Annotated in this window: 21 protein-coding genes and 1 pseudogene; 13 read left to right on the top strand and 9 right to left on the bottom strand. The window is 72.0% G+C overall.

The genetic code is table 11. From position 1 onward, the window contains the following. The first annotated feature begins 47 nt into the window (after window positions 1-47). Window positions 48-761, top strand: a complete 714-nt coding sequence (locus ACIRDU_RS34170) for an alpha/beta fold hydrolase (RefSeq protein ID WP_403587060.1) — start codon at window positions 48-50, stop codon at window positions 759-761. Here ACIRDU_RS34170 and ACIRDU_RS34165 read toward each other — a convergent pair. Next, on the bottom strand, window positions 733-2,580 hold the full coding sequence (locus ACIRDU_RS34165; RefSeq protein WP_403587057.1) for a sulfatase: 1,848 nt from the start codon (window positions 2,578-2,580) through the stop codon (window positions 733-735). The two genes, ACIRDU_RS34170 and ACIRDU_RS34165, sit on opposite strands and share 29 nt — an antisense overlap. 114 nt (window positions 2,581-2,694) lie before the next feature. Next, window positions 2,695-4,314, bottom strand: a complete 1,620-nt coding sequence (locus ACIRDU_RS34160; protein WP_403587055.1) for an acyl-CoA synthetase — start codon at window positions 4,312-4,314, stop codon at window positions 2,695-2,697. A gap of 175 nt (window positions 4,315-4,489) precedes the next feature. On the opposite strand from ACIRDU_RS34160, the gene ACIRDU_RS34155 reads away from it, so the two are divergent. The 8 genes and pseudogenes from ACIRDU_RS34155 (at window position 4,490) to ACIRDU_RS34120 (ending at window position 11,346) form a co-directional block, all read left to right on the top strand. After that, entirely contained in the window at window positions 4,490-5,290 is an 801-nt protein-coding gene (locus tag ACIRDU_RS34155) for a crotonase/enoyl-CoA hydratase family protein (RefSeq protein WP_403587052.1), read from the top strand. Window positions 5,291-5,432: 142 nt separating this feature from the next. After that, a complete protein-coding gene (locus tag ACIRDU_RS34150) occupies window positions 5,433-6,383 on the top strand; it encodes a Zn-ribbon domain-containing OB-fold protein (protein WP_403587049.1) in 951 nt (316 codons plus the stop codon). Continuing rightward, window positions 6,380-7,444 (top strand): thiolase domain-containing protein, encoded by a 1,065-nt coding sequence (locus tag ACIRDU_RS34145; RefSeq protein WP_403587048.1) that lies wholly within the window; start codon window positions 6,380-6,382, stop codon window positions 7,442-7,444. The genes ACIRDU_RS34150 and ACIRDU_RS34145 overlap by 4 nt, the downstream gene beginning before the upstream one ends. Then, window positions 7,441-8,607, top strand: coding sequence for a thiolase domain-containing protein (locus ACIRDU_RS34140; RefSeq protein WP_403587045.1), 1,167 nt, complete (start codon window positions 7,441-7,443; stop codon window positions 8,605-8,607). The genes ACIRDU_RS34145 and ACIRDU_RS34140 overlap by 4 nt, the downstream gene beginning before the upstream one ends. Before the next feature lie 82 nt (window positions 8,608-8,689). After that, window positions 8,690-8,932, top strand: a complete 243-nt coding sequence (locus tag ACIRDU_RS34135; RefSeq protein WP_185013846.1) for a DUF397 domain-containing protein — start codon at window positions 8,690-8,692, stop codon at window positions 8,930-8,932. Window positions 8,933-9,093: 161 nt separating this feature from the next. Beyond that, entirely contained in the window at window positions 9,094-9,996 is a 903-nt protein-coding gene (locus ACIRDU_RS34130; RefSeq protein WP_403587042.1) for a universal stress protein, read from the top strand. A gap of 40 nt (window positions 9,997-10,036) precedes the next feature. Then, window positions 10,037-10,729 (top strand): annotated as a pseudogene (locus ACIRDU_RS34125) (CGNR zinc finger domain-containing protein); the annotation flags it as partial. A gap of 119 nt (window positions 10,730-10,848) precedes the next feature. Next, a complete protein-coding gene (locus tag ACIRDU_RS34120; protein WP_403587040.1) occupies window positions 10,849-11,346 on the top strand; it encodes a hypothetical protein in 498 nt (165 codons plus the stop codon). A 69-nt stretch (window positions 11,347-11,415) separates the two neighbouring features. On the opposite strand, the gene ACIRDU_RS34115 is transcribed toward ACIRDU_RS34120, so the two are convergent. Then, entirely contained in the window at window positions 11,416-12,555 is a 1,140-nt protein-coding gene (locus ACIRDU_RS34115; protein ID WP_403587038.1) for an aminoglycoside phosphotransferase family protein, read from the bottom strand. A 234-nt stretch (window positions 12,556-12,789) separates the two neighbouring features. Between ACIRDU_RS34115 and ACIRDU_RS34110 the strand changes: the two genes are divergently transcribed. Then, window positions 12,790-14,283 (top strand): hypothetical protein, encoded by a 1,494-nt coding sequence (locus ACIRDU_RS34110; protein ID WP_403587035.1) that lies wholly within the window; start codon window positions 12,790-12,792, stop codon window positions 14,281-14,283. A gap of 5 nt (window positions 14,284-14,288) precedes the next feature. On the opposite strand, the gene ACIRDU_RS34105 is transcribed toward ACIRDU_RS34110, so the two are convergent. From ACIRDU_RS34105 to ACIRDU_RS34095, 3 genes are all read right to left on the bottom strand, one after another. After that, window positions 14,289-15,698, bottom strand: a complete 1,410-nt coding sequence (locus ACIRDU_RS34105) for a PP2C family protein-serine/threonine phosphatase (protein WP_403587033.1) — start codon at window positions 15,696-15,698, stop codon at window positions 14,289-14,291. 293 nt (window positions 15,699-15,991) lie between these two features. Further along, window positions 15,992-17,086 (bottom strand): chemotaxis protein, encoded by a 1,095-nt coding sequence (locus ACIRDU_RS34100; RefSeq protein WP_403587032.1) that lies wholly within the window; start codon window positions 17,084-17,086, stop codon window positions 15,992-15,994. Window positions 17,087-17,136: 50 nt separating this feature from the next. Further along, window positions 17,137-18,708, bottom strand: coding sequence for an alpha/beta hydrolase (locus ACIRDU_RS34095; protein ID WP_403587029.1), 1,572 nt, complete (start codon window positions 18,706-18,708; stop codon window positions 17,137-17,139). Between the two features lie 281 nt (window positions 18,709-18,989). Here ACIRDU_RS34095 and ACIRDU_RS34090 point away from each other — a divergent pair, with 281 nt between their 5' ends. Continuing rightward, window positions 18,990-19,655 carry a chaplin gene (locus tag ACIRDU_RS34090; RefSeq protein WP_403587026.1) on the top strand — a complete coding sequence of 222 codons (666 nt, stop codon included), beginning with the start codon at window positions 18,990-18,992 and terminating at the stop codon, window positions 19,653-19,655. Between the two features lie 69 nt (window positions 19,656-19,724). On the opposite strand, the gene ACIRDU_RS34085 is transcribed toward ACIRDU_RS34090, so the two are convergent. Beyond that, entirely contained in the window at window positions 19,725-20,459 is a 735-nt protein-coding gene (locus ACIRDU_RS34085; protein WP_403587023.1) for a class I SAM-dependent methyltransferase, read from the bottom strand. A gap of 174 nt (window positions 20,460-20,633) precedes the next feature. Continuing rightward, on the bottom strand, window positions 20,634-21,119 hold the full coding sequence (locus ACIRDU_RS34080; RefSeq protein ID WP_403587021.1) for a nucleoside deaminase: 486 nt from the start codon (window positions 21,117-21,119) through the stop codon (window positions 20,634-20,636). A 152-nt stretch (window positions 21,120-21,271) separates the two neighbouring features. Between ACIRDU_RS34080 and ACIRDU_RS34075 the strand changes: the two genes are divergently transcribed. Next, on the top strand, window positions 21,272-22,048 hold the full coding sequence (locus ACIRDU_RS34075; protein ID WP_403587018.1) for a GNAT family N-acetyltransferase: 777 nt from the start codon (window positions 21,272-21,274) through the stop codon (window positions 22,046-22,048). Window positions 22,049-22,532: 484 nt separating this feature from the next. Here ACIRDU_RS34075 and ACIRDU_RS34070 read toward each other — a convergent pair whose 3' ends face one another. Beyond that, the gene (locus ACIRDU_RS34070; RefSeq protein ID WP_403587015.1) at window positions 22,533-22,973 is read right to left on the bottom strand and encodes an SPW repeat protein; all 441 of its coding nucleotides are present in this window, start codon (window positions 22,971-22,973) and stop codon (window positions 22,533-22,535) included. Window positions 22,974-23,199: 226 nt separating this feature from the next. On the opposite strand from ACIRDU_RS34070, the gene ACIRDU_RS34065 reads away from it, so the two are divergent. Next, window positions 23,200-23,376 carry a hypothetical protein gene (locus ACIRDU_RS34065; RefSeq protein ID WP_403587011.1) on the top strand — a complete coding sequence of 59 codons (177 nt, stop codon included), beginning with the start codon at window positions 23,200-23,202 and terminating at the stop codon, window positions 23,374-23,376. The last annotated feature ends 48 nt before the right edge of the window (window positions 23,377-23,424 follow it).

Here is a 23,424-nt window from a genome sequence, read left to right as displayed (position 1 = left end):
GCGAAGCGGCCCCGGTACAGCAGCACACCTCGCCTACCGTGCCCGGAATGGACACACCACCGCGCACCGTACGGGCGAACGGCATCACCCAGGCCTACCGTGTCTGGGGACCGCAGGACGCACCACCCCTTTTGCTGCTGCACGCCCGCGGGGCCGACGGCGCCGACTGGGCGGAGATCGCTCCCGCCCTGGCCGCCGGACCCCGCCGGGTGTACGCCCCAGACCTGCGCGGGCACGGCCGCAGCGACTGGCCCGGCGGATACGCGTACGAAACCCTGCGCGACGACATCCGCGCCCTTCTCACGGCGCTCGGCATCGAGCGCGCCGACGTCGTGGGCCACTCCCTCGGCGGCGTTGTCGCCTACCTGCTCGCCCAGCACAGCCCGGGCCTCGTACGGCGGCTCGTCCTGGAGGACGTGCCCGCCCCCTTTCCGCTGGACCCGCCGCGCCCGCCCGCCGAACGGCCCGGCGGGGACCTGCCGTACGACTGGGCGATGATCCTCGCCACCGACGCACAGCGCAACGCCCCGCATCCCGTGTGGTGGGACCACATGGGGCGGATCACCATGCCCACGCTGCTGATCGGTGGCGGACCGGCCAGCCCGATCCCGCAGGAGCAGATCGCCGCGCTCGCCGAACGGCTCCCCGACGCCCGGCACATGACCGTCGACGCGGGACATCTCGTGCACGAGACCAGGCCGAAAGAGTTCCTCGCTGCCGTGGCGGAGTTCCTCAGCCCTGCGGACCGTACGCCGTCATGAAACGGTCGCGGAACTTGTCCATGCCCCACCGGGGCGCGTTCGCCGCCGGCTTGAGGCCGTCCGTCCAGCCCCAGTCGGCGACCCGGTCCAGGACCTTCTTGTCGTGGGCGACGATCGTCACCGGCACGTCCTTGCCGGTGTCCCCTGCGGTGACGGTCGGCACCGGCTGGTGATCGCCGAGGAAGACCAGCACCGTGTCCTCGTCGCCGTAGCGCTCGACCCACTCGGTCAGGCTGCGGATCGAGTACTCGATGGCGCGCCGGTATTCGGTGCGCACCTTTTCCGGGTCCTTCCAGACCTCCGTGGGGTTGGTGCCCTCCTTCTTGATCCGGTGGAACACCGAGCCGTCGCCGAGGTCGTTCCAGTCGATCATCCGGGCGATGGGGGACCAGGGGTTGTGGCTGGAGGCCAGGATGATCTCCGCCATGATCGGCTCGCGGTCCTTCCTGCCGTGCTCCAGGCGCTGGAAGGCCTCCATGCTGAACTGGTCGGGCACGGGCGTCCAGCTGAAGTACGGGCCGTGGTAGCCGAGGTGCTCGGAGTCGTAGATGTGGTCCAGGCCGAAGAACTTCCCCTCCGGCCAGGCCCGTCGCACACCGGGCACGATGCCGACGGTCCGCCAGGCGCCCGTCTTCCCGAAGTACTTGGTCAGCGTCATGCGGTCGCTCGTGGTCAGACTGCGGTACCGCTGCTGGTTCTTGATCCACAGCCCGGACAGGAACGTCGAGTGGGCGAGCCAGCTGCCCGCGCCCGTCACCGGCGACGTGAGCCAGCCGCTGCGCGACTCGAAACCGGCCGCCTTCAGCCTGCCGGTGCCCTCCTTCAGCACGGCGTCGGTCTGCTGCGCCATCGCCGGGTCGTCGATCGCGACCCGGCCGTAACTCTCGATGAAGGTGAACAGGACGTCCTTGCCGCGCAGCCCGGTGAGCAACTGGTCGGGCGGCGTCTGCGCGAAGGCGTCCACCGAGGCCTGCTTCTCGAAGACCCGGGCGTCCCGCAGCCCAGCCCGCACCTGCTCCACACGGTTGCCGAGGAACTCGGCATTGCCCTTGGTGGCGACCGGCACGGTGCCGATCTGCACGCCCAGGGTCATGCAGGTGATCCACGCCGTGCCGAGGATCAGGACGGTACGGCCGGCCACCGGCCGGTGCCGGACCATCAGGTTCGTCAGCCGCACCACCGCGAGCGTGGTGAGGACGAGCAGCGCCACGAACAGGACGATCACCCCCGCCACGGCCAGCACCTGGCCGGTACGGCCGAACGTCTCCCTCAGGAAGTCCGTGCCGTTCTCGATCAGTATCCAGTCCAGGACCAGGTCGAAGGGCCGGGCCAGGATCTGGTAGAAGCCCATGTCGACGACCTTCAGAACGGTGACCAGGCCCAGGAACACGCCCGTGACCACCGCCGTGATCCGCCGGGGCTTCGACGGCAGCGCGAGCAGCAGCCCGGCGAGCAGCACACCCTCGGCGGGGATGCGGACGAACGACGCGAACGCGACGCGCTCGATCCGGTTCGGCACGAGCAGCGCGAACAGCACGAGCGCACCGGCCAGAACGGTCGTCCCGACGGAGACGCCGCGTGCCGTCCGGGGGTAGCGGCGCCGCCAGCCGAACCAGCCGGGCTTCGCCGCTGTCGGAGGCTGCTCGGAAGGCGTCTCCTCTGCCGGGGTGGCGCTCTCCGGGTCGTCCGTGCCGGTGCCGTCCTCCGGATCCGCTGTGCCGGTGCCGTCCTCGGGGTGCGCTGTGCCGGTGCCGTCATCCGGTTCCGCTCCGCCCTCGGTGGTGTCCGAGAGCTGACGGGAGCGAGTGAAGAGCGACACCCGGTGGTCCTTCCGTGCGGTCCTGCTGGCATGGCGAACAGGGCTCGGGTGACCGAGCCTGCCACCACCAGTACGTCCGCACGTCACCTCGGGTTCAATGATCCGGCCGCAGAATCACCCGTCCGCCGTCACCGCCACCTCCCGCGCCCACCGGTAGTCCGCCTTGCCGCTCGGCGACCGCTGGATCGACTCGGTGATCACCAGCCGGCGCGGGATCTTGTAGCCGGCGAGCCGGTCACGGCAATGGGTCTGGATGTCCTCCAGTGACGGCCGCACGGCGCCCGTGCGCAGCTGCACCACCGCCGCCACATGGTGACCCCACCGGGGGTCCGGCACCCCGGCCACCAGTGCGTCGTAGACGTCCGGGTGGGACTTGAGGGCCTGTTCGACCTCCTCCGGGTACACCTTCTCGCCACCGGTGTTGATGCACTGCGAGCCCCGGCCCAGGACGGTGACCACGCCCTCCTCGTCGACGGTGGCCATGTCGCCGAGCAGCACCCACCGCGCGCCGTCCCTCTCGAAGAAGGTCCCCGCGGTCTTGACCGGGTCGTTGTAGTAGCCGAGCGGCACATGTCCGCACTGCGCGATCCGGCCCACCTCGCCGGCCGCCACCGGCTCGTACGTGGCCGGGTCCACCACCCGGGTGCGGGGGTTGACCCGCACCCGGAAGCCACGCTCCGGGCCCGAGTCCTCGGTGGCCGTGCCGTTGAAGCCCGACTCCGACGAACCGAAGTTGTTCAGCAGCATGGCGTTCGGCACCAGCTCCTGGAACTGCCGGCGCACCGTGTCCGACATGATCGCGCCGGACGACGACACGCTGAACAGCGACGAGCGGTCGATGTGCCGCAGCGGACCGCTCAGCGCGTCGATCAGCGGCCGCAGCATCGCGTCACCCACCAGCGAGATGCTGCTCACCCTCTCCTTCTCCACGGTCCGCAGCACCTCCTCGGGCACGAACTTGCGGTGGATCACGACCCGCTGCCCGAAGTTGAAGCCGATGAACGCCGTGAGGGTGGAGGTGCCGTGCATCAGCGGGGCCGTCGGGAAGAAGGTGATCCCCGCGCCGCCGGCCGCGACCCGCTCGGCGAGCTCCTCCGGCTTCTTCACCGGCTCACCGGTCGGCGCACCCCCACCGAGACCCGCGAAGAACAGGTCCTCCTGCCGCCACATCACGCCCTTGGGCATCCCGGTCGTACCGCCGGTGTAGATGATGAACTGGTCATCGGCCGAGCGGGCCGGAAAACCGCGCCCGGGTGAGCCCGCGGCCTCCACCTGCGCGAACTCCACACAGGGCACCCCGGGGGCTCCCGGCGCCGGAGCACCCACCCGGATCAGATGCCGCAGTTTCTCCGCCCGGGGGCGCGCCGCGGCCACCCGGTCCGTGAACTCCGCGTCGAAGACCAGCGCCACCAGATCCGCGTCGCGGTAGAGGTACACCAGTTCCTCTTCCACATAGCGGTAGTTGACGTTGACCGGGACGATCCGCGCCTTCAGGCAGCCGAGCACCGTCTGCAGGTACTCCACGCCGTTGTAGAGGTGAAGCCCCAGGTGCTCACCGGGGCGTATCCCGCTGTCGAGCAGATGGTGGCCCACCCGGTCGGCCGCCGCGTCCAGTTCCGCGTACGTCAGGCGGCGCTCCGCGCCCGTGCCGGGATGGTCGGCGTACACCAGCGCCTCGCGGCCGGGGACGACGTCGACGACCGACTCGAACAGGTCGGCAAGGTTGTACTCCACCGCTCCTCCTGACCCCGGGCGTGCCTGGCATCGGACGGTTCGCCGGTCATCAGAGCAAAGGGCGGTCCAACTGTGAAGGGTCCGGGCGAAAGAATCTGACTGTCTGTCAGAAAACCCTTGAAGTGCATCCCGTCCTACTGCAACCTGTTCTCGTTCCACGAGAGGGGAGTTCGCCATGGGCGGGACGGAACACCTCACCGTGCAGCGCGAAGGCGCCACACTGGTGCTCACGCTCAACCGGCCGGAAGCCAGGAACGCGCTCTCACTGCCGATGCTCGTCGGCCTCCACGACGGGTGGCTGGAGGCCGACGCGGACGACTCGGTCCGCTCGATCGTCTTCACCGGTGCGGGCGGCTCGTTCTGCTCCGGCATGGACCTCAAGGCCCTCGCCGGGAACGGCATGGTGGGCGAGGAGTACCGCGACCGGCTCAAGGCCGATCCCGATCTGCACTGGAAGGCGATGCTGCGCCACCACCGCCCCCGCAAGCCGGTGATCGCCGCCGTCGAGGGCTACTGCGTCGCGGGCGGCACCGAGATGCTCCAGGGCACCGACATCCGCGTCGCCGGCGAGTCCGCCACCTTCGGCCTGTTCGAGGTGAAGCGCGGCCTGTTCCCCATCGGTGGCTCCACGGTCCGGCTGCCACGCCAGATCCCGCGCACGCACGCCCTGGAGATGCTCCTCACCGGCCGCCCCTACAGCGCCCACGAGGCAGCCGCCATCGGCCTGATCGGCCACGTCGTCCCCGACGGCACGGCACTGGACAAGGCGCTGGAGATCGCCGAGCAGATCAACTCCTGCGGCCCGCTGGCCGTGGAAGCCGTCAAGGCCTCGGTCTACGAGACCGCCGGGATGACCGAGCCGGAGGGCCTCGCCGCCGAACTGACCCGTGGCCGGCCGGTCTTCGACACCGCCGACGCCAAGGAGGGCGCCCGCGCCTTCGCGGAGAAGCGACAGCCCGTCTACAAGCGCGCGTAGGCGCTGCGCCGGCCCGGGCCGGTTGGAGGCTGCGGGCTGTGATGCGGCAGGTCGCGCCAACGTGGCGGAGCCGCACATGTCACCGTCCCGCGCCCCTCATGGGCGCCCTCGCAACCCGACCTCCCAAGGAGGCAAGCCCTCGATGCCCGAAGTCCTCAAAGCCCCCCTCGTCGTCGAGTTCCCCTTCACCCGCTCCCTCGGCCCCGTCCAGAGCGCCTTCCTGACCGGTCTGCGTGAACGCGTCGTCCTCGGCGTCCGCACCGGCGACGGCCGCGTCCTCGTCCCACCCGTCGAGTACGACCCCGTCACCGCCGAGGAGATCAGCGACCTGGTCGAAGTCGCCCCCACCGGCACGGTCACCACCTGGGCCTGGAACCCCGCCCCGCGCCCCGGCCAGCCCCTCACCACGCCCTTCGCCTGGGTCCTGGTCCGCCTCGACGGCGCCGACACCGCCCTCCTCCACGCCCTCGACGCCCCCGGCCCCGCCGCCGTCCACACCGGCATGCCCGTCCGTATCCGCTGGGCCGAGGAACGCACCGGAGCCATCACGGACATCGCCTGCTTCGAGCCCTACGACGGCCGCCGAGACGAACCGACGGGACACACCGGCGAGTTCGGCGATCCCGTCACCGGCATCGTCGCCGCCGCCCGCCTCGACTACACCTACTCGCCCGGCCGCGCTCAGACCGCCTACATCACCGCCCTCTCCGGCCGCCGGACGGTCGGCGAGCGCTGCCCGGCCTGCCGCAAGGTCTACGTCCCGCCGAGGGGTGCGTGCCCCACCTGTGGGGTGGCCACGGCCGAACAGGTCGAGGTGGGGCCGCGCGGCACGGTGACCACGTTCTGCATCGTCAACATCAAAGCTGCGCATACGGCGAATCTCGACATCGAGGTGCCCTACGTCTACGCCCACATCGCCCTCGACGGCGCCGACCTCGCGCTGCACGGCCGGATCGGCGGCATCCCGTACGACGAGGTCCGCATGGGGCTGCGGGTCGAGCCCGTGTGGACGGAGGGCGCCCGCTATCCCGACCACTACCGGCCCACGGGCGAACCCGACGCTGACTACGACACCTACAAGGAGCTGCTGTGACGAGCGCACCGCGAAACCGCGAGATCGCCGTCGTCGCCTTCGCCCAGACCGACCACCGGCGCACCAGCGAGGAGCTCTCCGAGGTGGAGATGCTGATGCCGGTGCTGCACGAGGTCCTCGACCGGACCGGCCTGAAGACCGCAGACATCGACTTCACCTGCTCCGGCTCGAGCGACTACCTCGCCGGCCGCGCCTTCTCCTTCACCCTCGCCCTCGACGGCGTCGGCGCCTGGCCGCCGATCTCCGAGTCGCACGTCGAGATGGACGGCGCGTGGGCCCTGTACGAGGCCTGGACCAAACTCCTCACCGGCGACGCCGACACCGCCCTGGTCTACTCGTACGGCAAGTCCTCGCCCGGCCCGGTCCGCGACGTCCTGACCCGGCAGCTCGACCCGTACTACGTGGCACCCCTGTGGCCCGACTCCGTGGCCCTCGCCGCCCTCCAGGCACAGGCCCTCATCGACGCCGGCGACACCGACGAACCGGCACTCGCCACCGTCGCCGCCCGCAACCGGGAGAGCGCCGGCGCCAACCCCCGCGCACAACTGCGCGGCTGCGTCCCCCAGGGCGACTACCTCGTACAGCCCCTGCGCACCGGCGACTGCCCGCCCATCACGGACGGGGCCGCCGCCGTGATCCTCGCGGCGGGCGACCGGGCCCGTGCACTGTGCGCACGCCCCGCCTGGATCCGCGGCATCGACCATCGCATCGAGGCCCACGGCCTCGGCGTGCGCGACCTGACCGACTCGCCGTCCACCCGCCTGGCCGCCGAGCGGGCCGGAGCCTTCGAACGGCCCGTCGACACCGCCGAGCTGCACGCGCCCTTCACCGCGCAGGAGATCGTCCTGCGCAAGGCCCTCCGGCTCGGCGACGAGGTGCGGGTGAACCCCTCCGGCGGAGCCCTCGCCGCCAACCCGATCATGGCCGCCGGCCTCATCCGCATCGGAGAAGCCGCCGCCCGCGTCCACCGCGGCGAGTCCGACCGCGCCCTGGCCCACGCCACGTCCGGCCCCTGCCTCCAGCAGAACCTGGTCGCCGTACTCGAAGGGGAACCCCGATGAGCAAGGAGCCCGTGGCCGTCGTCGGCATCGGCCAGACCAGGCACGTCGCGGCTCGCCGGGACGTGTCCCTGGCGGGACTGGTCCGCGAAGCAGCCCGAAGCGCCCTTCAGGACGCCGACCTCTCCTGGGCGGACATCGACGCCGTCGTGATCGGCAAGGCGCCCGACTTCTTCGAGGGCGTCATGATGCCGGAGCTCTACCTCGCCGACGCGCTCGGCGCCGTGGGCAAACCCATGCTCCGCGTGCACACCGCCGGCTCCGTCGGCGGATCCACCGCGCTCGTCGCCGCGAACCTCGTCGCGGTCCGCGTCCACGGCACGGTCCTCACCCTCGCCTTCGAAAAGCAGTCCGAGTCGAACGCCATGTGGGGCCTGTCCCTGCCGATCCCCTTCCAGCAGCCCCTGCTGGCCGGGGCCGGCGGGTTCTTCGCCCCGCACATCCGCGCGTACATGCGCCGCAGCGGCGCGCCCGACACGATCGGAGCCCTCGTCGCCTACAAGGACCGCCGCAACGCACTGAAGAACCCCTACGCCCACCTGCACGAACACGACATCACCCTCGACAAGGTCATGGCCTCGCCCATGCTGTGGGACCCGATCCGCTACTCGGAGACCTGCCCCTCCTCCGACGGCGCCTGCGCCATGATCCTCACCGACCGCGCCGGGGCCGCCCGGGCACCGCGACCGCCCGCATGGATGCTCGGCGGTGCGATGCGCAGCGAACCGACCCTCTTCGCCGGCAAGGACTTCGTCTCCCCGCGGGCCGGGCAGGACTGCGCGGCCGACGTCTACCGGCAGGCCGGGATCACCGACCCCCGCCGCGAGATCGACGGCGCCGAGATCTACGTGCCGTTCTCCTGGTACGAGCCCATGTGGCTGGAGAACCTCGGCTTCGCCGGCGAGGGCGAGGGCTGGAAGCTCACCGAGGCCGGCGTGACCGAACTCGACGGGGACCTGCCCGTCAACATGTCGGGCGGCGTCCTGTCCACCAACCCCATCGGCGCCTCCGGCATGATCCGCTTCGCCGAAGCGGCGCTCCAGGTGCGCGGACAGGCCGGAGAACACCAGGTGGAAGGGGCTCGCAGGGTCCTCGGACACGCCTACGGCGGCGGATCGCAGTTCTTCGCCATGTGGCTCGTGGGGGACCGCCGCCCGGACTCCTGAAAGGTCCCCCTCACGTGCCCTGTTGGCCGTGGGACACGATCGCTAGGCTGGCCGCGGACGACGAACCGGGAGGAGCACGGACGTGGCCGAGACCACCACCCAGCAGCGCCCGCTCACGGGCTGGGACAAGCCGGAGCTGGACCTCACCAACGCACAGTGGCAGTCCAGCAGCCGAGGGCGGGGGGATGTCCAGATCGCCTTCGTCGAGGGCTTCATCGCCATGCGGAACAGTGCCCGCCCGCAGAGCCCTTCGCTGATCTTCACGCCCGCCGAGTGGGGCGCGTTCGTGTCGGGGGCGCGGGAGGGGGAGTTCGACCTCACCTGACGACGGGGCGAACCGGTTCCGGACGGCCGGGATCCGACGGCCGATCCGGGGGTGTTCCGCCCGCATTTCCGGACACGCGACCGGAGGCCTCTTCCCGGAGTCACCGCCTGAGTCAGGCTGGCCACCGGGAGGGGACGGTCGAATCCCGGAGGTGAGGACCCATGAGCACCCTGCCTGTCGTCGCGGCGGTCGACGGTTCGGACGACAGCCTGCGGGCCCTGGAGTGGGCGGTCGACGCCGCTCGCAGGCGCGCGGCACCCCTGCGCGTGGCGCACGTACGCCAGTACGCCCACTGGGCACAGCCCGAGCTCCTCACGGCCGGGCCGGCGGACCCCCAGGACGATCCCGTCCTGAACCGGATCCGCACCCACCTGGAGGGCCGCGCCGACCAGCCGGACACCGAGTACGTCGGTCTGGAGGGCGCGGCCGGTGCGGTCCTGCCCGAACTGAGTGCCACAGCCCAGCTGCTGGTGCTCGGATCACGGGGCCGCGGCGGCTTCGCCGGCCTGCTGCTCGGCTCGAACAGCATGGCCGCCGCCCGCGACGCCGAATGCCCCGTCGTCGTGGTGCCCCGGCCCGGACGAGAGGTCCACGGCGAGGCGTCGGGCGGTCCCGGCGCACGCGTGGTCGTCGGCCTGAAGGTGGACGGCCCCGACGAGGCCACACTCGGGTTCGCCTTCGCCGAGGCCGCGCGGCGCGGCGCCCGGCTCCAGGCGGTCGCCGCCTACCCGTGGCCCGCGCAGCCCTGGATGATGCCCGGGGACATGCCCCCGCCGATCGTCGACCAGAACGTCATCGAGGACGAAACCCGGGTCCTCGCCGACGGCTTCCTCGCCCCCTACCGCGAGCGGCATCCCGACGTCCCGGTCGAGCCGGCGCCGGCGGCGGGCGACGCGGCGGGCCACCTCGTCGCGGCCTCCCGGGACGCCGATCTCGTCGTCGTGGGCCGCCACCGGCGGCGTCTGCTCTCACCCGTCCGCATGATCGGCTCGGTCACCCACGCCGTCCTGCTGCACGCCACGAGCCCCGTCGCCGTGGTGCCTCCGACGCCCTCCGAGGACTGACCTCGCCGTAATGGATACGGCCGGACTTGTCATGAGCCGCATGCGGGAGATCAGCAGGGACGCCCGGCTCGCGCTGGCCCTGGCCCTCACCATCCGCCACGACGGCACCCGCGGCGTCGCCGACGACCCGACCGACACAGCGGGCCTGACCGCGTGGGTCCGGGCTCACCCCGACGTCCTGCCGGGCGCCGCTCCCGGCCGAGCCGGGGATCACCGACAGAACTGCGCCACCGGCCTCCTCCGCGGCAGGCGCCGCCGCCGGCACCGCAGGCCGACGGCGTCGGCGACGGTGCCGGATGCACCGCCGACGCCGCGCAGCCCGGCGCCGTCCGTGAGCTGCGGGCGGCCGTCCGCGCGCTCTTCGCCCGTGCCGTGCGACCCGGCGAGCCGAGCCCGCGGACCCGGCCCGCCTCATGCCCCTGCCGGAAGCGGTGCGGCACCTGAACGAGGCGGCCGCCCGCACCCCCACCGTGCCGGTCCTCGACTGGCCGGAGAACGCCGACCCGGCTGTTCACCGGCGGCCCGTCCGCGCCGCCGACGATCTGACAGCGACCCTCGCCCAGGCCGTGATCGCGTTCCTCGCGAGCCCCGACCGCGACCGGCTGCGAGCCTGCCACGCCCGCGCTGCGTGCGGTACTTCCTCAAGGAGCACCCGCGCCAGGAATGGTGCAAGCCCTCCTGCGGCAACCGTGCCCGAGTGGCCCGCCACCACCATCGGCACAAGGCGACGGCGCAGGCCGGCCGATACCGCCCGCCCGGCCCGCCACTGCCCTCGCACAGGGCGGCGACCCGGCCCACCCGGTCCGCCGCCCGCCCCGCACTTCGCAGGCCGGGGCACGTACCATGGGCCACATGTCGTTCCTCCGCCGCCGCAGCGCCACTCCCGCCGGGCCCGACTTCGACGTACTGGCCATGGACCCGGGCGACTGGCCCGGCAACCTCGGTGCGGGACTGCTGCCCGCGCCCGACGGCACCTGCCAGGGCGTCTTCCTGCGCTACGACCTGTTCGGCGGCCGCGGCCCCGCGATGATCATCGGCAATCTGCCGGAGGGCTCCCCGGCCCGCGAGGTCGAAGAGGGCCAGGTCCCCTTCGAGGTCGCGCAGCTGCTGCTGGCGCTGGAGAACGACGAGGAGGTCACCGTCGTCAGCACCGAGGACGTGCCGGTGATGCAGGGCGACAACCTGCTGATCGTGCGCCGGGTCAAGCTCTCCGAGGGGCGGATCTCCTGCGTGCAGTTCGACCGCAGCGACAACGTCCTGGTGACCATCGCCGCCTGGGACCGTCCCATCACGGACGACCTCTACGCTCTCCTCAAGCCGCTGCCGGCGGAACTCTTCCAGCAGGGCTGAGCCGAACCGACCGCACACGAGAGGGCCGCTGTACACCTGACCAGGTGTACAGCGGCCCTGTCGTCCCCGTCAGCGAGTGCCGACCGCCGCGCGCACGGCGCGCCGGGCCAACTGGCAGTCGTCGTGCAGCCGCCGCAGCAGCAGCCTCTGCTCCTCGCCGGACGGCGCAGCACCCGGGTGGGCCGTGCCCGGTGCCGCCGGGGTCACGTCGTGCATCGAACGCTGCACGGCCGTCTCGTAGGTACGGATCTCACGGGTCAGCACCAGCATCAGGTTCACCAGGAAGGCGTCCCTGGAGGCCGGCCCCGCCGACTGGGCGATCTGACTGATCTGCCGACGAGCGACCGGTGCGTCCCCGAGCACCGACCACAGCGTCGCCAGGTCGTAGCCCGGCAGGTACCAGCCCGCGTGCTCCCAGTCCACCAGCACTGGACCGGCCGGTGACAGGAGGATGTTCGACAGCAGTGCGTCGCCGTGGCAGAACTGGCCCATGCCCTGCCGCCCGGCCGCCTGCGCGATGCCGTGCAGCAGCTTCTGCAGGTCGCCGAGGTCCCGGTCGGTGAGCAGCCCCAGCTCGTGGTACCGGGAGATCCGGGCCGCGTAGTCGAGCGGGGCGTCGAACGTGCCCGCCGGCGGCCGCCAGGCGTTCAGCCGGCAGAGCGCGCCGAGGGCCGCCCTGATGTCGGCCCGGGGCGGCGCCTCCGACGGGTGCCGCTGGAGCGCGGCCACCCGGCCCGGCATCCGCTCGATCACCAGGGTGCAGTTGTCCGGGTCCGCCGCGATCAGTCTCGGCGCCCGCACGGGAGGACGGTGCCGGACGAACGAGCGGTACGCCGCTATCTCGTGGCGGATCCGCTCGGACCACGCGGGGGAGTGGTCGAGTAAACACTTGGCGACAGCCGTGCTGCGGCCGGTCGTGCCGACCAGGAGCACGGACCGTCCGTTGCGGCGCAGCACCTGCACCGGGGCGAACTCCGGGCAGATGCGGTGCACGGACGCGATCGCCGTGCGCAACTGCGCGCCCTGGGGGCCGGACAAGTCGAGTCTCCCGCTGAGCGGTTGGGTGCCGATGGCCGCGCCGCGCCGAGCCCTGCCCGCACCGAGCACGGGGGCCGCCGGCCGCGCGGGGGCGAGGTAGGGGCCGCTGTCCGTGGGACGGGGGTGCAGCGACCGGGGCGGTGCGGACACGGAGGACGATGCTGCGTACATGGGCGAAACAGATCCCTTCGTGTGCCTGCGACGACAGCGCACCACCCGGCCCGACAGCCCGGGAGAACCCTGGGGAGTGCCCCTGCGGCGACCGGGTCGGGGTGGCGCGTTCCTACCTGACACCGGATGGCCCGTGGCACACCATCTGGCGCACCCTGGCGAACCCTGGCGAATAGTCGCCCGGCAAGTCTCCCCCCGCTACTGTCAACTCAGCCGAGAACCTGGGGGCTTGACGTGAGCGGACAACCCAACACCCGGCTCGCGGACCTGTTCGGCCTGGCCGGCTGGTCCAAGGGCGAACTCGCGAGGCTGGTCAACCGGCAGGCGGCGGCCATGGGCCATCCCCAGCTGTCGACCGACACCTCCCGGGTGCGGCGGTGGATCGACACGGGAGAGATCCCGCGCGATCCGGTGCCGCGGGTGCTGGCGGCTCTGTTCACCGAGCGTCTCGGCCGTGTCGTGACCATCGAGGACCTCGGTCTGGTCCGGCACGGGCGTGCGGGTAAACGGCAGGGCGGCGGGAGCGCCGATGCTCCCGACGGTGTGCCGTGGGCGCCCGAGCGGACCGCTGCGGTCCTCACCGAATTCACGGGAATGGACCTCATGCTCAACCGACGCGGCTTGGTGGGCGCGGGCGCCGCGCTCGCCGCGGGATCCGCACTCAGCAGCGCCATGTACGACTGGCTGCACACCGACCCTGCCCTGACTGCCGACGCCCCCGACCTCGACCATCCCCTGCACGCCGACCCCGCCGGGTTCGACCGTTACGAGGCCGCCCCCATCGGGTCGCAGGAGATCGAGGAACTGGAGCGCTCGGTCGAGGTGTTCCGCGCCTGGGACGCGGCCCGCGGCGGCGGGCTCCAGCGCAAGGCCGTGGTGGGCCAGCTCAACGAGGTGGGCGGCATGCTCGCCTACCGTCACCCACCCCACCTCCAGCGGCGCCTGTGGGGCGTCGCCGCCAACCTCGCCGTCCTCGCGGGCTGGATGTCGCACGACGTCGGTCTGGAGCCCACGGCCCAGAAGTACTTCGTCATCGCCGCGCACGCGGCCCGAGAGGGCGGGGACCGGCCCCGCGCGGGCGAGGCACTGTCCCGCGCGGCCCGCCAGATGGTGCACCTGGGCCGGCCCGACGACGCCCTGGACCTGATGAAGCTCGCCGCGTCGGGTTCCGGTGACGAGGTGCTGCCCAGGACCCGGGCGATGCTCTACACCATCGAGGCCTGGGCGCAGGCCTCCATGGGCAAGGGCCAGGCCATGCGTCGCACGCTCGGGCGGGCGGAGGACCTGTTCGTCTCCGACAAGGCGGACGTGCCACCGCCGGACTGGATGCAGACCTTCAAGGAGGAGGACCTCTACGGTATGCAGGCCCTGGCCTATCGCACGCTCGCCGAGTTCGAGCCGGGTGCGGCCGCGCATGCCCAGCACTACGCGGAGAAGGCCCTCGCCCTGCGGGTCGACGGACGGCAGCGGTCGAAGATTTTCGACTACCTGTCGATGGCGTCGGCCTGCTTCATCGCCGACGACCCCGAACAGGCGGACCGGTACGCGCGGCTGGCCCTGGTGTCGATGGGATCCAACTCCTCCCACCGCACCTGGGACCGGCTGCGCCAGATGTACCGGCTCACGGCCGAGTTCTCGGGCTACCCGAGGATCCAGGAGCTGAGGGAGGAGATCAAGCTCGCCCTGCCGAAGACGAAGGGCAGGGGCGGCAACCACGCACAGGCCTGAGCTCCCTAAGACATGACCTTGGCGACGAGCACACAGGCGTTGTCCTCGCGCTCGCTCTCGCCGAACTCCTCGACCACGGTCCGTACGCAGTCCTCCGCGGTGCGGTTCCCGGCCAGGCGCGGTGCCAGTGCGAGGAGGAGGTTGGCGGCCGCCGATCCCGTGTGCCCGGGTACCAGCCCGTCGGTGTGCAGGAGCAGCAGGTCCCCCACCTCGAGCGTCTCTTCGGCCTGCCCGTAGACGGCGCCGGAGGTGGCGCCGAGCAGGACGCCGTCCGGTGCGTTCAGCACGCGCCCCGTCCCGTCGCGGAACAGCAGCGGGGCGGGGTGTCCGGCCTGCGCCCACATCAGGGTGCGGGTGGCGGGCCGGTAGCGGCAGCAGACGGCGCTGCCCAGGGCGGGTTGCACGGTGGCGTCGAGTAACTGGTTCAGCCAGGCCATCAACTGCCCCGGCCGGGCGCCGGCCATCGCCATGCCGCGTACGGCACCGAGCAGCATGGTCATGTTCGACGTCACCCCGACACCCTGGCCGGTGAGATCGCCGACGCTGAGAAGCGTTTCGCCGTCGGTCAGTTCGAGTGCGTCGTACCAGTCGCCGCCGATGAGTGTGTGCGTGGAGGCCGGCAGGTGATGGGCCGCGAGGTCGAGGGTCCGGGGGCCCCGGTGCGGGAGCCGCAGGGAGCCGCGCCACGGCGGCAGCACGGCCTCCTGCAGCTCGACCGCGAGCCGGTGCTCGCTGCGCGCTGCCTCCTGCCGGTGGTGGAGCGAGTCACGGGTCTCGCTCACCGCCCGCTGGTTGCGGCGCAGTTCGCTGACGTCGCGCAGCACGGCCCACATCGAGGCGGTGCTGCCGTCAGTGTCGAGCACCGGTTCGCCCATCATGTGCACGGTCCGTACGTCGCCGCTTCGGCGGGCGATGCGGAACTCGCCGTCGATGGGCCGGGCGTCGACGAGGCAGTCGGTGACCATCGCCGTCAGCTTCGGCCGGTCCTCGTCGAGTACGAGCGACGGCAGCTCGTCCAGGGTGAGCGGGGGAGCGGCCGGGTCGCGGCCCAGGATCCGGTAGAGCTCCCCGGACCAACTGGCCTCGTCCGTCAGCAGGTTCCACTCGGCGCTGCCGACGCGGCTGAGCAACGAGCCCTGCGCGGGTACCCGGGGTTCCGGGGCCGCCGTCGTGGGCGGGGGGCCGTCGCGCAGCTGGGCCAGGTGCTCGTCGAGGTCGTCGAGCTGGTGCAGGGCCAGGTCGTACAGGGCGCGCTGCCAGCGTTCGCGAGGGTGGTCCGATTCCTCTCCCTCGGAGTCGCGGCGCACCGCGTCCACGTCCCCCTTGAGCCGCCGCGTCTGCGATATGAGCGCGTCGACCGAGCCGCGTCCGGGCGGCTGGGCGGCTGGGCGGTCCGCGGAGAGGTGGGACGGCATGACGCACTCCGATGTGGGGACGGTACGACCAAGTCGGACGGAGGGACCGTTACGACTGTTGCACAGCCCGCGACGCCCTGTAAGGGATTCGGCGACACACGATTCGGTGGTGCTTATGGCATATGCCACAGTCTCACGGAGTTACTCCGAGGTAGGCGTGGGGCGTGCCACTCGGAGATCCAAGTCGTAGATTACACAGGGCAGTTGGCGACCCGTCGGAAACGTTGACGCGAGGCTGCTTCGGGTGTTCGACGGCTCTTTGTTCGAGCCGTGTCGAGCAGGTGCTGCTCCGGTCAGTACCGCAGCACCGCGGCCATGCCGTCCGCCTCCCCGAGCGCACCGTCCGGTACGAAGCGGACCTCGGCGCCGGTCTCCAGGCACTGCTCGACGATCTCGTCCACGATGTCCTCGCGGGAGTCGAGGTCGCCGCTCTCGGCGAGGATCAGATGGTCCCCGGCGTCGCGGACCGTCACGCGGTAGTTCTCCTCGACGGCCAGCAGCCGGACGCGGCCGTCCCGGGCGCTCTGCCACAGCTCGTCGACGCCGGCGGCGAACGCCCGCCGCCCGCGGGCCGTTTCGAGGGCGCGGGTCACGGCGTCCGTGCTCCTGCGGGCCTCCGCGTCGACCACCGGGCGCAGGGCCTGCCACACGATCTCGGGGGTGCCGTGCGCGAGCCCGCCGTGCGGGACGTGCACCGCGCCGCGGGCGGTGCTGCCGACCTCGTCCAGCAGGGAGAGGGCGGCCGGCTCGCCGGTGACGTACAGCCGTCTCGGATGGTCGCGCAGAACGGCGTTCATCGCGGTGTCGGCCTCGCGCAGGAACTGGCGGGTGCGTTCCTCGCGGAAGGCGCTCGGCATGTCGCCGATCCGCTGCTGACGTTCCGGGTCGAAGTTCTCCACGCGCCGGGTCAGCGGGAAGCCGCCGACGCGGGCCTCGGCGACCCGGTCGACACCGCCGTTCCAGAGCGTGGCGCGATCCGCGGCGAGGGACAGTGCCCAGAACGGCCGCCCTGCCGTCTGGGCGGATACGAGGTTGCGGGTGAGGAAGGTGTCCGAGAGCACCACGCGTTCGGGTACGGGCCTGGCCAGTGACCACACCTGGTGCTCGCCCGGAGCGGCGAAGATCGCCAGGCCGTCCTCGGCGTGCGTCAGGTCGACCTCGGACAGGGCCCGGTCGAGGTGCCCGGCGACCTCGGTGCGTCGCTCACGGGTGACGGCCGGATCGGCCTCCAGTTGCCTCTTGGCCTCGGCCACCACATTGCGCAGCCGGACCTGGTCCTGACTGTTGTAGGGATCGCGCCGGTGTGTCGGCGTCAGCACGGAGACCGCGGGGTAGGGGCGCGGGCGCCGCAGCTCGGCAAGGGTCGCGGGACTCAGAACGCTCTCCATGACAGAACGATAGAGCGAATCCGCCATGGGGGCATTTGGGGCAATCGGTGTCATTCGTCGTCGCGGTCCGAGCCGCAGGAGCTGCCGTCCGGCGGGAGCGTCCCGTACAGCAGGAAGGCGTCGACCTTGCGGTGCACGCACTTGGACGAGCCGTAGCCGGTGTGGCCCTCGCCCCGGTTGTCGAGCACCACGGCCGACGATCCGAGCCGCTCGGCCGTCTCCACCGTCCAGCGGTACGGCGTGGCCGGGTCGCCCCGGGTGCCGACGAGCAGCATCCTCGGCGCGTCGACGTCCTTGACGTCGTCGCGGATGTAGTCGGTGCCCTTGGGGCGGCCGTAGCACATCAGCACCTGGGTGAGGCGGTACCGGCCGAAGACCGGTGACGCCTGCTCGTAGCGGGCGCGCAGCCGGCCGAGGTCCTTCGTGACCTGCGCGGCGGCGGGGCGGTCGGGGTCGTCCGCGCAGTTGACCGCCATCAGCGCCGCCGGCAGGTTGTCGAGCGGCACGTCCGCCGGGTCGGTGAGTCCGGCGTGCGGGCCGCGCCGCGGCGGGACGGTGAAGCCCCCGGTCAGGAACGCCTCCAGACCGCGTGTGTCGCCGTCCTCCAGCAGCTGGGCGATGGCCCGCTGGAGCGAGGGCCACAGCTCCCTGCTGTAAAGGCCCTGCCCGAGGGCGCCCGCGAAGTCCTGGCCGGAGAAGGGCTCCCCGAAATCGGTCGGCAACGGGTCCTTGTCGAGCGACTCGACCACCTCCACCACGTGTTCCCGGGCCTCGCGCGGATCCCGCCCGAACGGACAGGCGATGTCCTCGGTGCACCAGGTGAGGAAGTTCTCCAGTGCGGTCTGCTGCCCCTGTGCGCTCACCACGCCCTGGTCGGCGAGCGGCTCGGTCAGCGTGTCGACGCCGTCCAGCACCATCCTGCCGACCTTCTCGGGGTACTGGGCCGCGTACACCGCGCCGAGCCGGCTGCCGTAGGAGAAGCCCAGGTAATTCAGCCGGTCGTCGCCCAGCGCGTCGCGCATGACGTCCAGGTCGCGGGCGGCGTTGACCGTCCCGATGTGGGGCAGGACGGGGCCCGAGTGCTCGGTGCACTCGGCCGCCGCCGCGCGCAGCTCTTCCAGCACGGCCTGGGGGTCGGTCACGTCGGCGTTGCCGTCCGTCGCGTCCAGGGCGTTGTCCGAGGCGTTTCCGCAGCTGACCGGCGAGGAACGGCCGACGCCGCGAGGATCGAAGGAGACGACGTCGTAGCCGTTCGTCAGGCCCATGAAGTCCTTGCCGCCCATGGCGAGTTGGGCCACGCCCTGGCCGCCCGGGCCGCCGAAGTTCAACAGGACCGAGCCCCGGGAGCTGCCCGTGGCCCGGTAGCGGGCGACGGCGAGATCGAGGGTGCCCTTGCCGGGCTCGGCGTAGTCGAGCGGGACGGTGACCTTCCCGCACTGGAGATCCTTCGGCATGTCCATGCCTTTGCACTTCGACCACGTGACCTTCTGGTCGTAGAAGCGCGTCAGACCGGGCGGGGGGTCGTCGGCGGCCGGGAGTGCTGTGCCCAGCAGGGCGAGCCCGGCCGTGCCGGTGACCGCGCAGCGCCGTATCGAGGGGCGCATGGACAGCTTGGCCAGCATCGATGCCTCCTGGGGCGCGGGACGCTCCGCAGCGGACCGGGAAACGGCGCCCTCGCCCACCATAGGCGGGCCCCGGAAGCCGCGCCTCCGGGCGGACGGGGCCGGGCGGCGCGCCGCGTCCCGCGCGGCTCGGCCCCGCATACGAAGGGCTTTACCGCTAGTTCGACAACCGGGCCGCTCGATGGAGTGAAAGGCCGATAAGCCATAACTCGGATCGGCCGCTCCGCGTTCTGTCTGGTGCGGGTGAGTGCCCGCGACGATGTCTGGAAGGCAGGGGTCCCATGAGACGGATTACCCGAAACGGAGTGATCGCCGTCGCCGCCGCCTCGGGCGCGATGGCCGTGACCGTCCCGGCGTACGCCGGTTCCGGGGCGGACGGCTCGACGGCCGGTTCGCCCGGGGTGGTCTCCGGCAACACGGTCCAGCTGCCGGTGCACGTCCCGGTGAACGTGTGCGGGAACACCGTGAACGTGGTGGGGCTCCTGAATCCCGCCGCGGGCAACAGCTGCGTGAACAAGGACGACGGGCGCGACGGCCGGCCGGGCAGGACCGGCGGCGCGGTCGCCCACGGCAGCGGAAAGGGTTCACCCGGAGTGATCTCCGGCAACGGTGTGCAGCTTCCGGTCGACCTGCCGGTCAACGTCACGGGCAACTCGGCGAACGTGGTCGGCATCGGCAACGCGTCGATCGGCAACCAGTCCTCGAACACTCCCGGCGACAAGCGCCCGGTCCGCCCCCAGCACCCGCCGAAGCCGGTCCCGAAGCCGACGGCGCCACCCCGGCCGCACCCGGCCCCCGAACCGGCTCCGCGCACCGTCCCGCACGCCACGGGCGCATTGGCCCACACGGGCACGGACCACACTCTCCAGGCCCTCGCGGCGAGCGCGGCGCTGGTCGCCGGGGGAGTGGTGCTGCGCCGGAGGTTCCACCCGGGGGCGGACGGCTGAGCGGCCGGCCGTGCCCGGTTGCCGAAGGCCCCGTCGGTCGCGCCGGCGGCGGGGCCCGGTGAAGCCGGGCTACACCGCCTCCGCCACTCCGGTGAGCAGCACCATCCCCGAGTCCCCGTGGTCCGGCAGGGTCGGGTCCACGTCGATGTGGGTCACGTCCAGGTCCCGGGTCAGGGGTGCGAACACCTCGGTGACGGTCGTCGGGTTCACCGGGCAGCCGGGCCAGCGGGAGGCCGGGCCGATGCGGTACGTCGGCATGTTCTCCATGAACGCGGCGACCAGGTGGCCGCCCGGCCGGGCCGTGCGGACGAAGGTGCGGCAGAAGTCGGCGAACTCGGCGAAGTCCTCCGTGGCGCCCTCGGCGACGAAGTGCATGGAGGCCAGTTCGTACGTACCCGGCGGCAGGGTCCGGACGTCGGCGTGGACGACGTTCACCGGCGCCAGCGCCCCGGCCAGGGTCGCGGGCACCTCGGGGTTGAGCTGCCGGCACAGCGCGTGGAACGGCAGCCAGCTCGCGTCGGGGCGGTGACAGATCTGGTCCGTGAGGTAGGCGACGTTGCTCGATCCCGCCTCCACGGCGTCGATCCGGCGGCTCGCAGCGGACGCGAGCATCAGCGGGTAGAGGTTGGGACCTGCCCCGAACTCCACCGAGCGGGCGATGGCACCGGACGGAAGGCGCCGGTAGAAGGCGCTGTGGTGCGCAATGATCGCCGCGTCCGAGGGATGCACCTCGCGGTAGTTCTCGGCGAGGTAGTCGGCGACCGGCCAGCGGTCCCAGTCCACGTCGTCGTTGTGCGTCGTCATGGCCGTTCAGCCCTTCAGCCGCACCAAGTGCCTCCCCCCGGGCAGGCCGGGCTATGCGCCTGGTCTCACACCTGGTCCGTTCGAGTTCGATCGTAGGTTCGACCGAGCGGCCCTGCATCTCGGCCGGTGTCCGCCGGCGCGGAGCCGCCCGTCGGACGCGGGGCGGCTCCGCCCTCAGCCACGTCCGCGATGGAACCTGATGTGCAACTCCCGCACTGAATCCACCAGTTCGGGGACCGGGCCGTCCACGACTACACCGGGTGCGACCTCATGTACGGAGAGTCCCCGAACCGGCGGTTCGGGGACGCCCAACTCGCCCAGCCAGGATGCGAGTTGTTCGGACGAGGCGACGTAGACGATGCGTCCGAGGCCCACCCAGGCATGCGCGGCCGCGCACATCGGGCAGTGCTCGCCGGAGGTGTAGACCGTGGCGGCCGCCCGCTCCTGCGGGGTGAGACGGGCGGCCGACCAGCGCGCCAGCTCGAACTCGGGGTGCCGGGTGCGGTCGCCCGAGGCGACCCGGTTGTGGTCCTCGCCGAGGACGGTGCCGTCCCCGCCCACCAGGACCGAACCGAACGGCTCGTCCCCGGCTTCCAGCGCCTCGGCCGCGAGTTCCACGCAGCGGCGCAGATGCGGCAGTTCCGTGTCCTTCACGACCATGGGTCCGGCCTTTCCGGTGACGACGCGATCACCAGGACCTTATGGCGCCGGTGCTCGCGGGGGAAGGAACGCCCCCGGGGGCCGTGCCGGTGCCGGTCGGGAGCGCGGAAAACCCTTTGCCGGACCGGCCGGGCGGATGCTGAGGTGTGCCCATGGATCATGCCGCGCTGCTCGCCCTGTTCGACCGTGACCTGCGTGAGGGAGCGCGGCCGGACGGCCCCGACGCCCGTGTCGAACGGACCGGCGGCGTCGTCCGTCAGGTTGCCTCCGAGCGTGGCTGGAGCGGCGTCGTGTGGTCCGCCCTCGACGAGGCCGGAGCGGACGCGGCGATCGCGGGGCAGATCGGCCACTACACCGGGCTCGGTCTGGACTTCGAGTGGAAGCTGTACGGGCACGACCGGCCGGCGGACCTCGGGCGGCGCCTGCGCGCGGCCGGGTTCACAGCCGGACCCGAGGAGACGCTGATGATCGGCGAGGTCGGTGCTCTGGCCCTCGACGCCGACCCGCCCGAGGGAGTGCGCGTGGTGCCGGTCACCGACCCGGCGGGCGTGGATCTCGTGGCCGACGTGCACGAGAAGGCGTTCGGCACGGACAGCTCCGGGCTGCGCCACCAGCTCCTCGCCCGCCTCTCGTCCGACCCGGACACCCTCGTCGCCGTTGTGGCGATGGCCGGTGACGAGCCGGTCAGCGCGGCCCGGATGGAACTCGTGCCCGGCACGCCCTTCGCCGGCCTGTGGGGCGGCGGCACCGTCCAGGGCTGGCGCGGCCGCGGCATCTACCGCACCCTGGTGGCCCACCGTGCCCACGCCGCCGCCGACCGCGGCTACCGTTACCTCCAGGTCGACGCCTCCCGCCAGAGCCGGCCGATCCTGGAACGGCTCGGCTTCGTGCCGCTGACGACCACCACGCCGTACCTGTACACGTCCTAGCCGAGCAGGGCCGCGGATGTCACGTCCGCGTCCACCCGACCTGTCGCAGTGTCATGACGACGAACGACACGAACCAGACCCCAGGGCGCGGCCCGCCCTGGTCGAAGCCGCCCGCGTCACCGGCGCCCGCCGCTTCGTCGGGGAGTCGATGGCCTTCGGCTACGGCGACCACGACGACCGCCCGCTCGCCGAGGACGACCCCTTCGGCCCGCCCGGCAGGACACCGCGGCTGGACGGCACATCGCGGCCAGCAGCGGCTCGCCTTCGACGCGCAGGCGGCGGGGGAGCGTCGCGCTTCGCTTCGGCCTGTTCCACGGCCCCGGCGGCGGCGACGCCCTGCTGCTGCCTCTGCTGCGCAGGGCGGCACCCCGATGGGCTTCCGCGCCCACGTCGAGCCTGTGGCCGGGGCCTTCGGACCGCCGCAGCCGATGACCGTGCCGCTGTGGCTGATGCGGCCCATGTCGTACGCGCGCACCATGATGTGCTATGGCCTGGGCGAAGCCTTCGCCGCCGTTCCGGCGCACACCAGGCCGAGGAGCACGGCCAGTGCACCGATGATGATGTTGTTCCACACGACACCGGCGTCCGGGCTTTCGCCGACGACCCACGGCGAGATGATCATCCACACCCCGAGGGCACACATGGCCCAGCTCAGGCCGTACATGCGCTCCGGAGCACGAGTGAACCCGAGCGCCAGCAGGCCGATCGCGATGCCCATGATCAGGTTGTGGGTCACGAGGGGCGGCTGGCTGGTCGTGTAGTGGACGATCCACGGGGAGGCGGCGCAGTACAGACCGAGCAGGAACACCGGTCCGTCCACGAGCGCCACATCGCGTCCACCGAGCACGCGGGCGTACCGATCCCGCATCTCGGAGGCATCAGGGTGGCTGGTTATGTCACCTCTGGTGGGCGAGACGTTGGCCATGACTCGTCTCCTTCATGGTGCAGGGCGACCGCGTCTGGTGGGGAATGCGGTAAACGCCACGTAAGCATCATTCTGCTCTTATTTTTCCCTTATGTGTAGAGGCCGGTACGGGTGCGGGGCTACCCGGTGGTACATGTCCGGGCGGATCGGGGGCAACCGGATGTGAACGACAGCGACCGATCGACGTCGCCCCGGCGGGCGCGCGGGACAGGGGAGGGCAGCGGACGTGACTGCGGCCATCAGCGCGAAGGTGTTGGAACGGTTCCCGGCGGGATCCCCGCGCGGATCGTGGCCCGCGGAGGAGTACGCGGCGCGCTGCCGCGCCGAGGGCGAGCCCGCCACCGTCGTGATGGACCTGGAGTCGGACGCGTTCCTGGTGGTCGTCCCGTCGGACGACGACTGAGCTCCGTCGCCGTCCGCACAGCGCGCTCCTTCGGTCGTGCCGAACTGC

It is taken from the genome of Streptomyces sp. NPDC093598, from assembly GCF_044764825.1.
GTDB lineage: Bacteria > Actinomycetota > Actinomycetes > Streptomycetales > Streptomycetaceae > Streptomyces.
This window is presented reverse-complemented; position numbering and strand designations above follow the sequence as displayed.

Excerpts from the sequence above, each read along its gene's own strand:
- ACIRDU_RS34170 (WP_403587060.1), top strand. The coding sequence starts at position 48 with ATGGACACACCACCGCGCACCGTACGGGCGAACGGCATCACCCAGGCC.
- ACIRDU_RS34155 (WP_403587052.1), top strand. The coding sequence starts at position 4,490 with ATGGGCGGGACGGAACACCTCACCGTGCAGCGCGAAGGCGCCACACTG.
- ACIRDU_RS34150 (WP_403587049.1), top strand. The coding sequence starts at position 5,433 with ATGCCCGAAGTCCTCAAAGCCCCCCTCGTCGTCGAGTTCCCCTTCACC.
- ACIRDU_RS34140 (WP_403587045.1), top strand. The coding sequence starts at position 7,441 with ATGAGCAAGGAGCCCGTGGCCGTCGTCGGCATCGGCCAGACCAGGCAC.
- ACIRDU_RS34130 (WP_403587042.1), top strand. The coding sequence starts at position 9,094 with ATGAGCACCCTGCCTGTCGTCGCGGCGGTCGACGGTTCGGACGACAGC.
- ACIRDU_RS34120 (WP_403587040.1), top strand. The coding sequence starts at position 10,849 with ATGTCGTTCCTCCGCCGCCGCAGCGCCACTCCCGCCGGGCCCGACTTC.
- ACIRDU_RS34115 (WP_403587038.1), bottom strand. The coding sequence starts at position 12,555 with ATGTACGCAGCATCGTCCTCCGTGTCCGCACCGCCCCGGTCGCTGCAC.
- ACIRDU_RS34105 (WP_403587033.1), bottom strand. The coding sequence starts at position 15,698 with ATGCCGTCCCACCTCTCCGCGGACCGCCCAGCCGCCCAGCCGCCCGGA.
- ACIRDU_RS34100 (WP_403587032.1), bottom strand. The coding sequence starts at position 17,086 with ATGGAGAGCGTTCTGAGTCCCGCGACCCTTGCCGAGCTGCGGCGCCCG.
- ACIRDU_RS34095 (WP_403587029.1), bottom strand. The coding sequence starts at position 18,708 with ATGCTGGCCAAGCTGTCCATGCGCCCCTCGATACGGCGCTGCGCGGTC.
- ACIRDU_RS34090 (WP_403587026.1), top strand. The coding sequence starts at position 18,990 with ATGAGACGGATTACCCGAAACGGAGTGATCGCCGTCGCCGCCGCCTCG.
- ACIRDU_RS34085 (WP_403587023.1), bottom strand. The coding sequence starts at position 20,459 with ATGACGACGCACAACGACGACGTGGACTGGGACCGCTGGCCGGTCGCC.
- ACIRDU_RS34080 (WP_403587021.1), bottom strand. The coding sequence starts at position 21,119 with ATGGTCGTGAAGGACACGGAACTGCCGCATCTGCGCCGCTGCGTGGAA.
- ACIRDU_RS34075 (WP_403587018.1), top strand. The coding sequence starts at position 21,272 with ATGGATCATGCCGCGCTGCTCGCCCTGTTCGACCGTGACCTGCGTGAG.
- ACIRDU_RS34070 (WP_403587015.1), bottom strand. The coding sequence starts at position 22,973 with ATGGCCAACGTCTCGCCCACCAGAGGTGACATAACCAGCCACCCTGAT.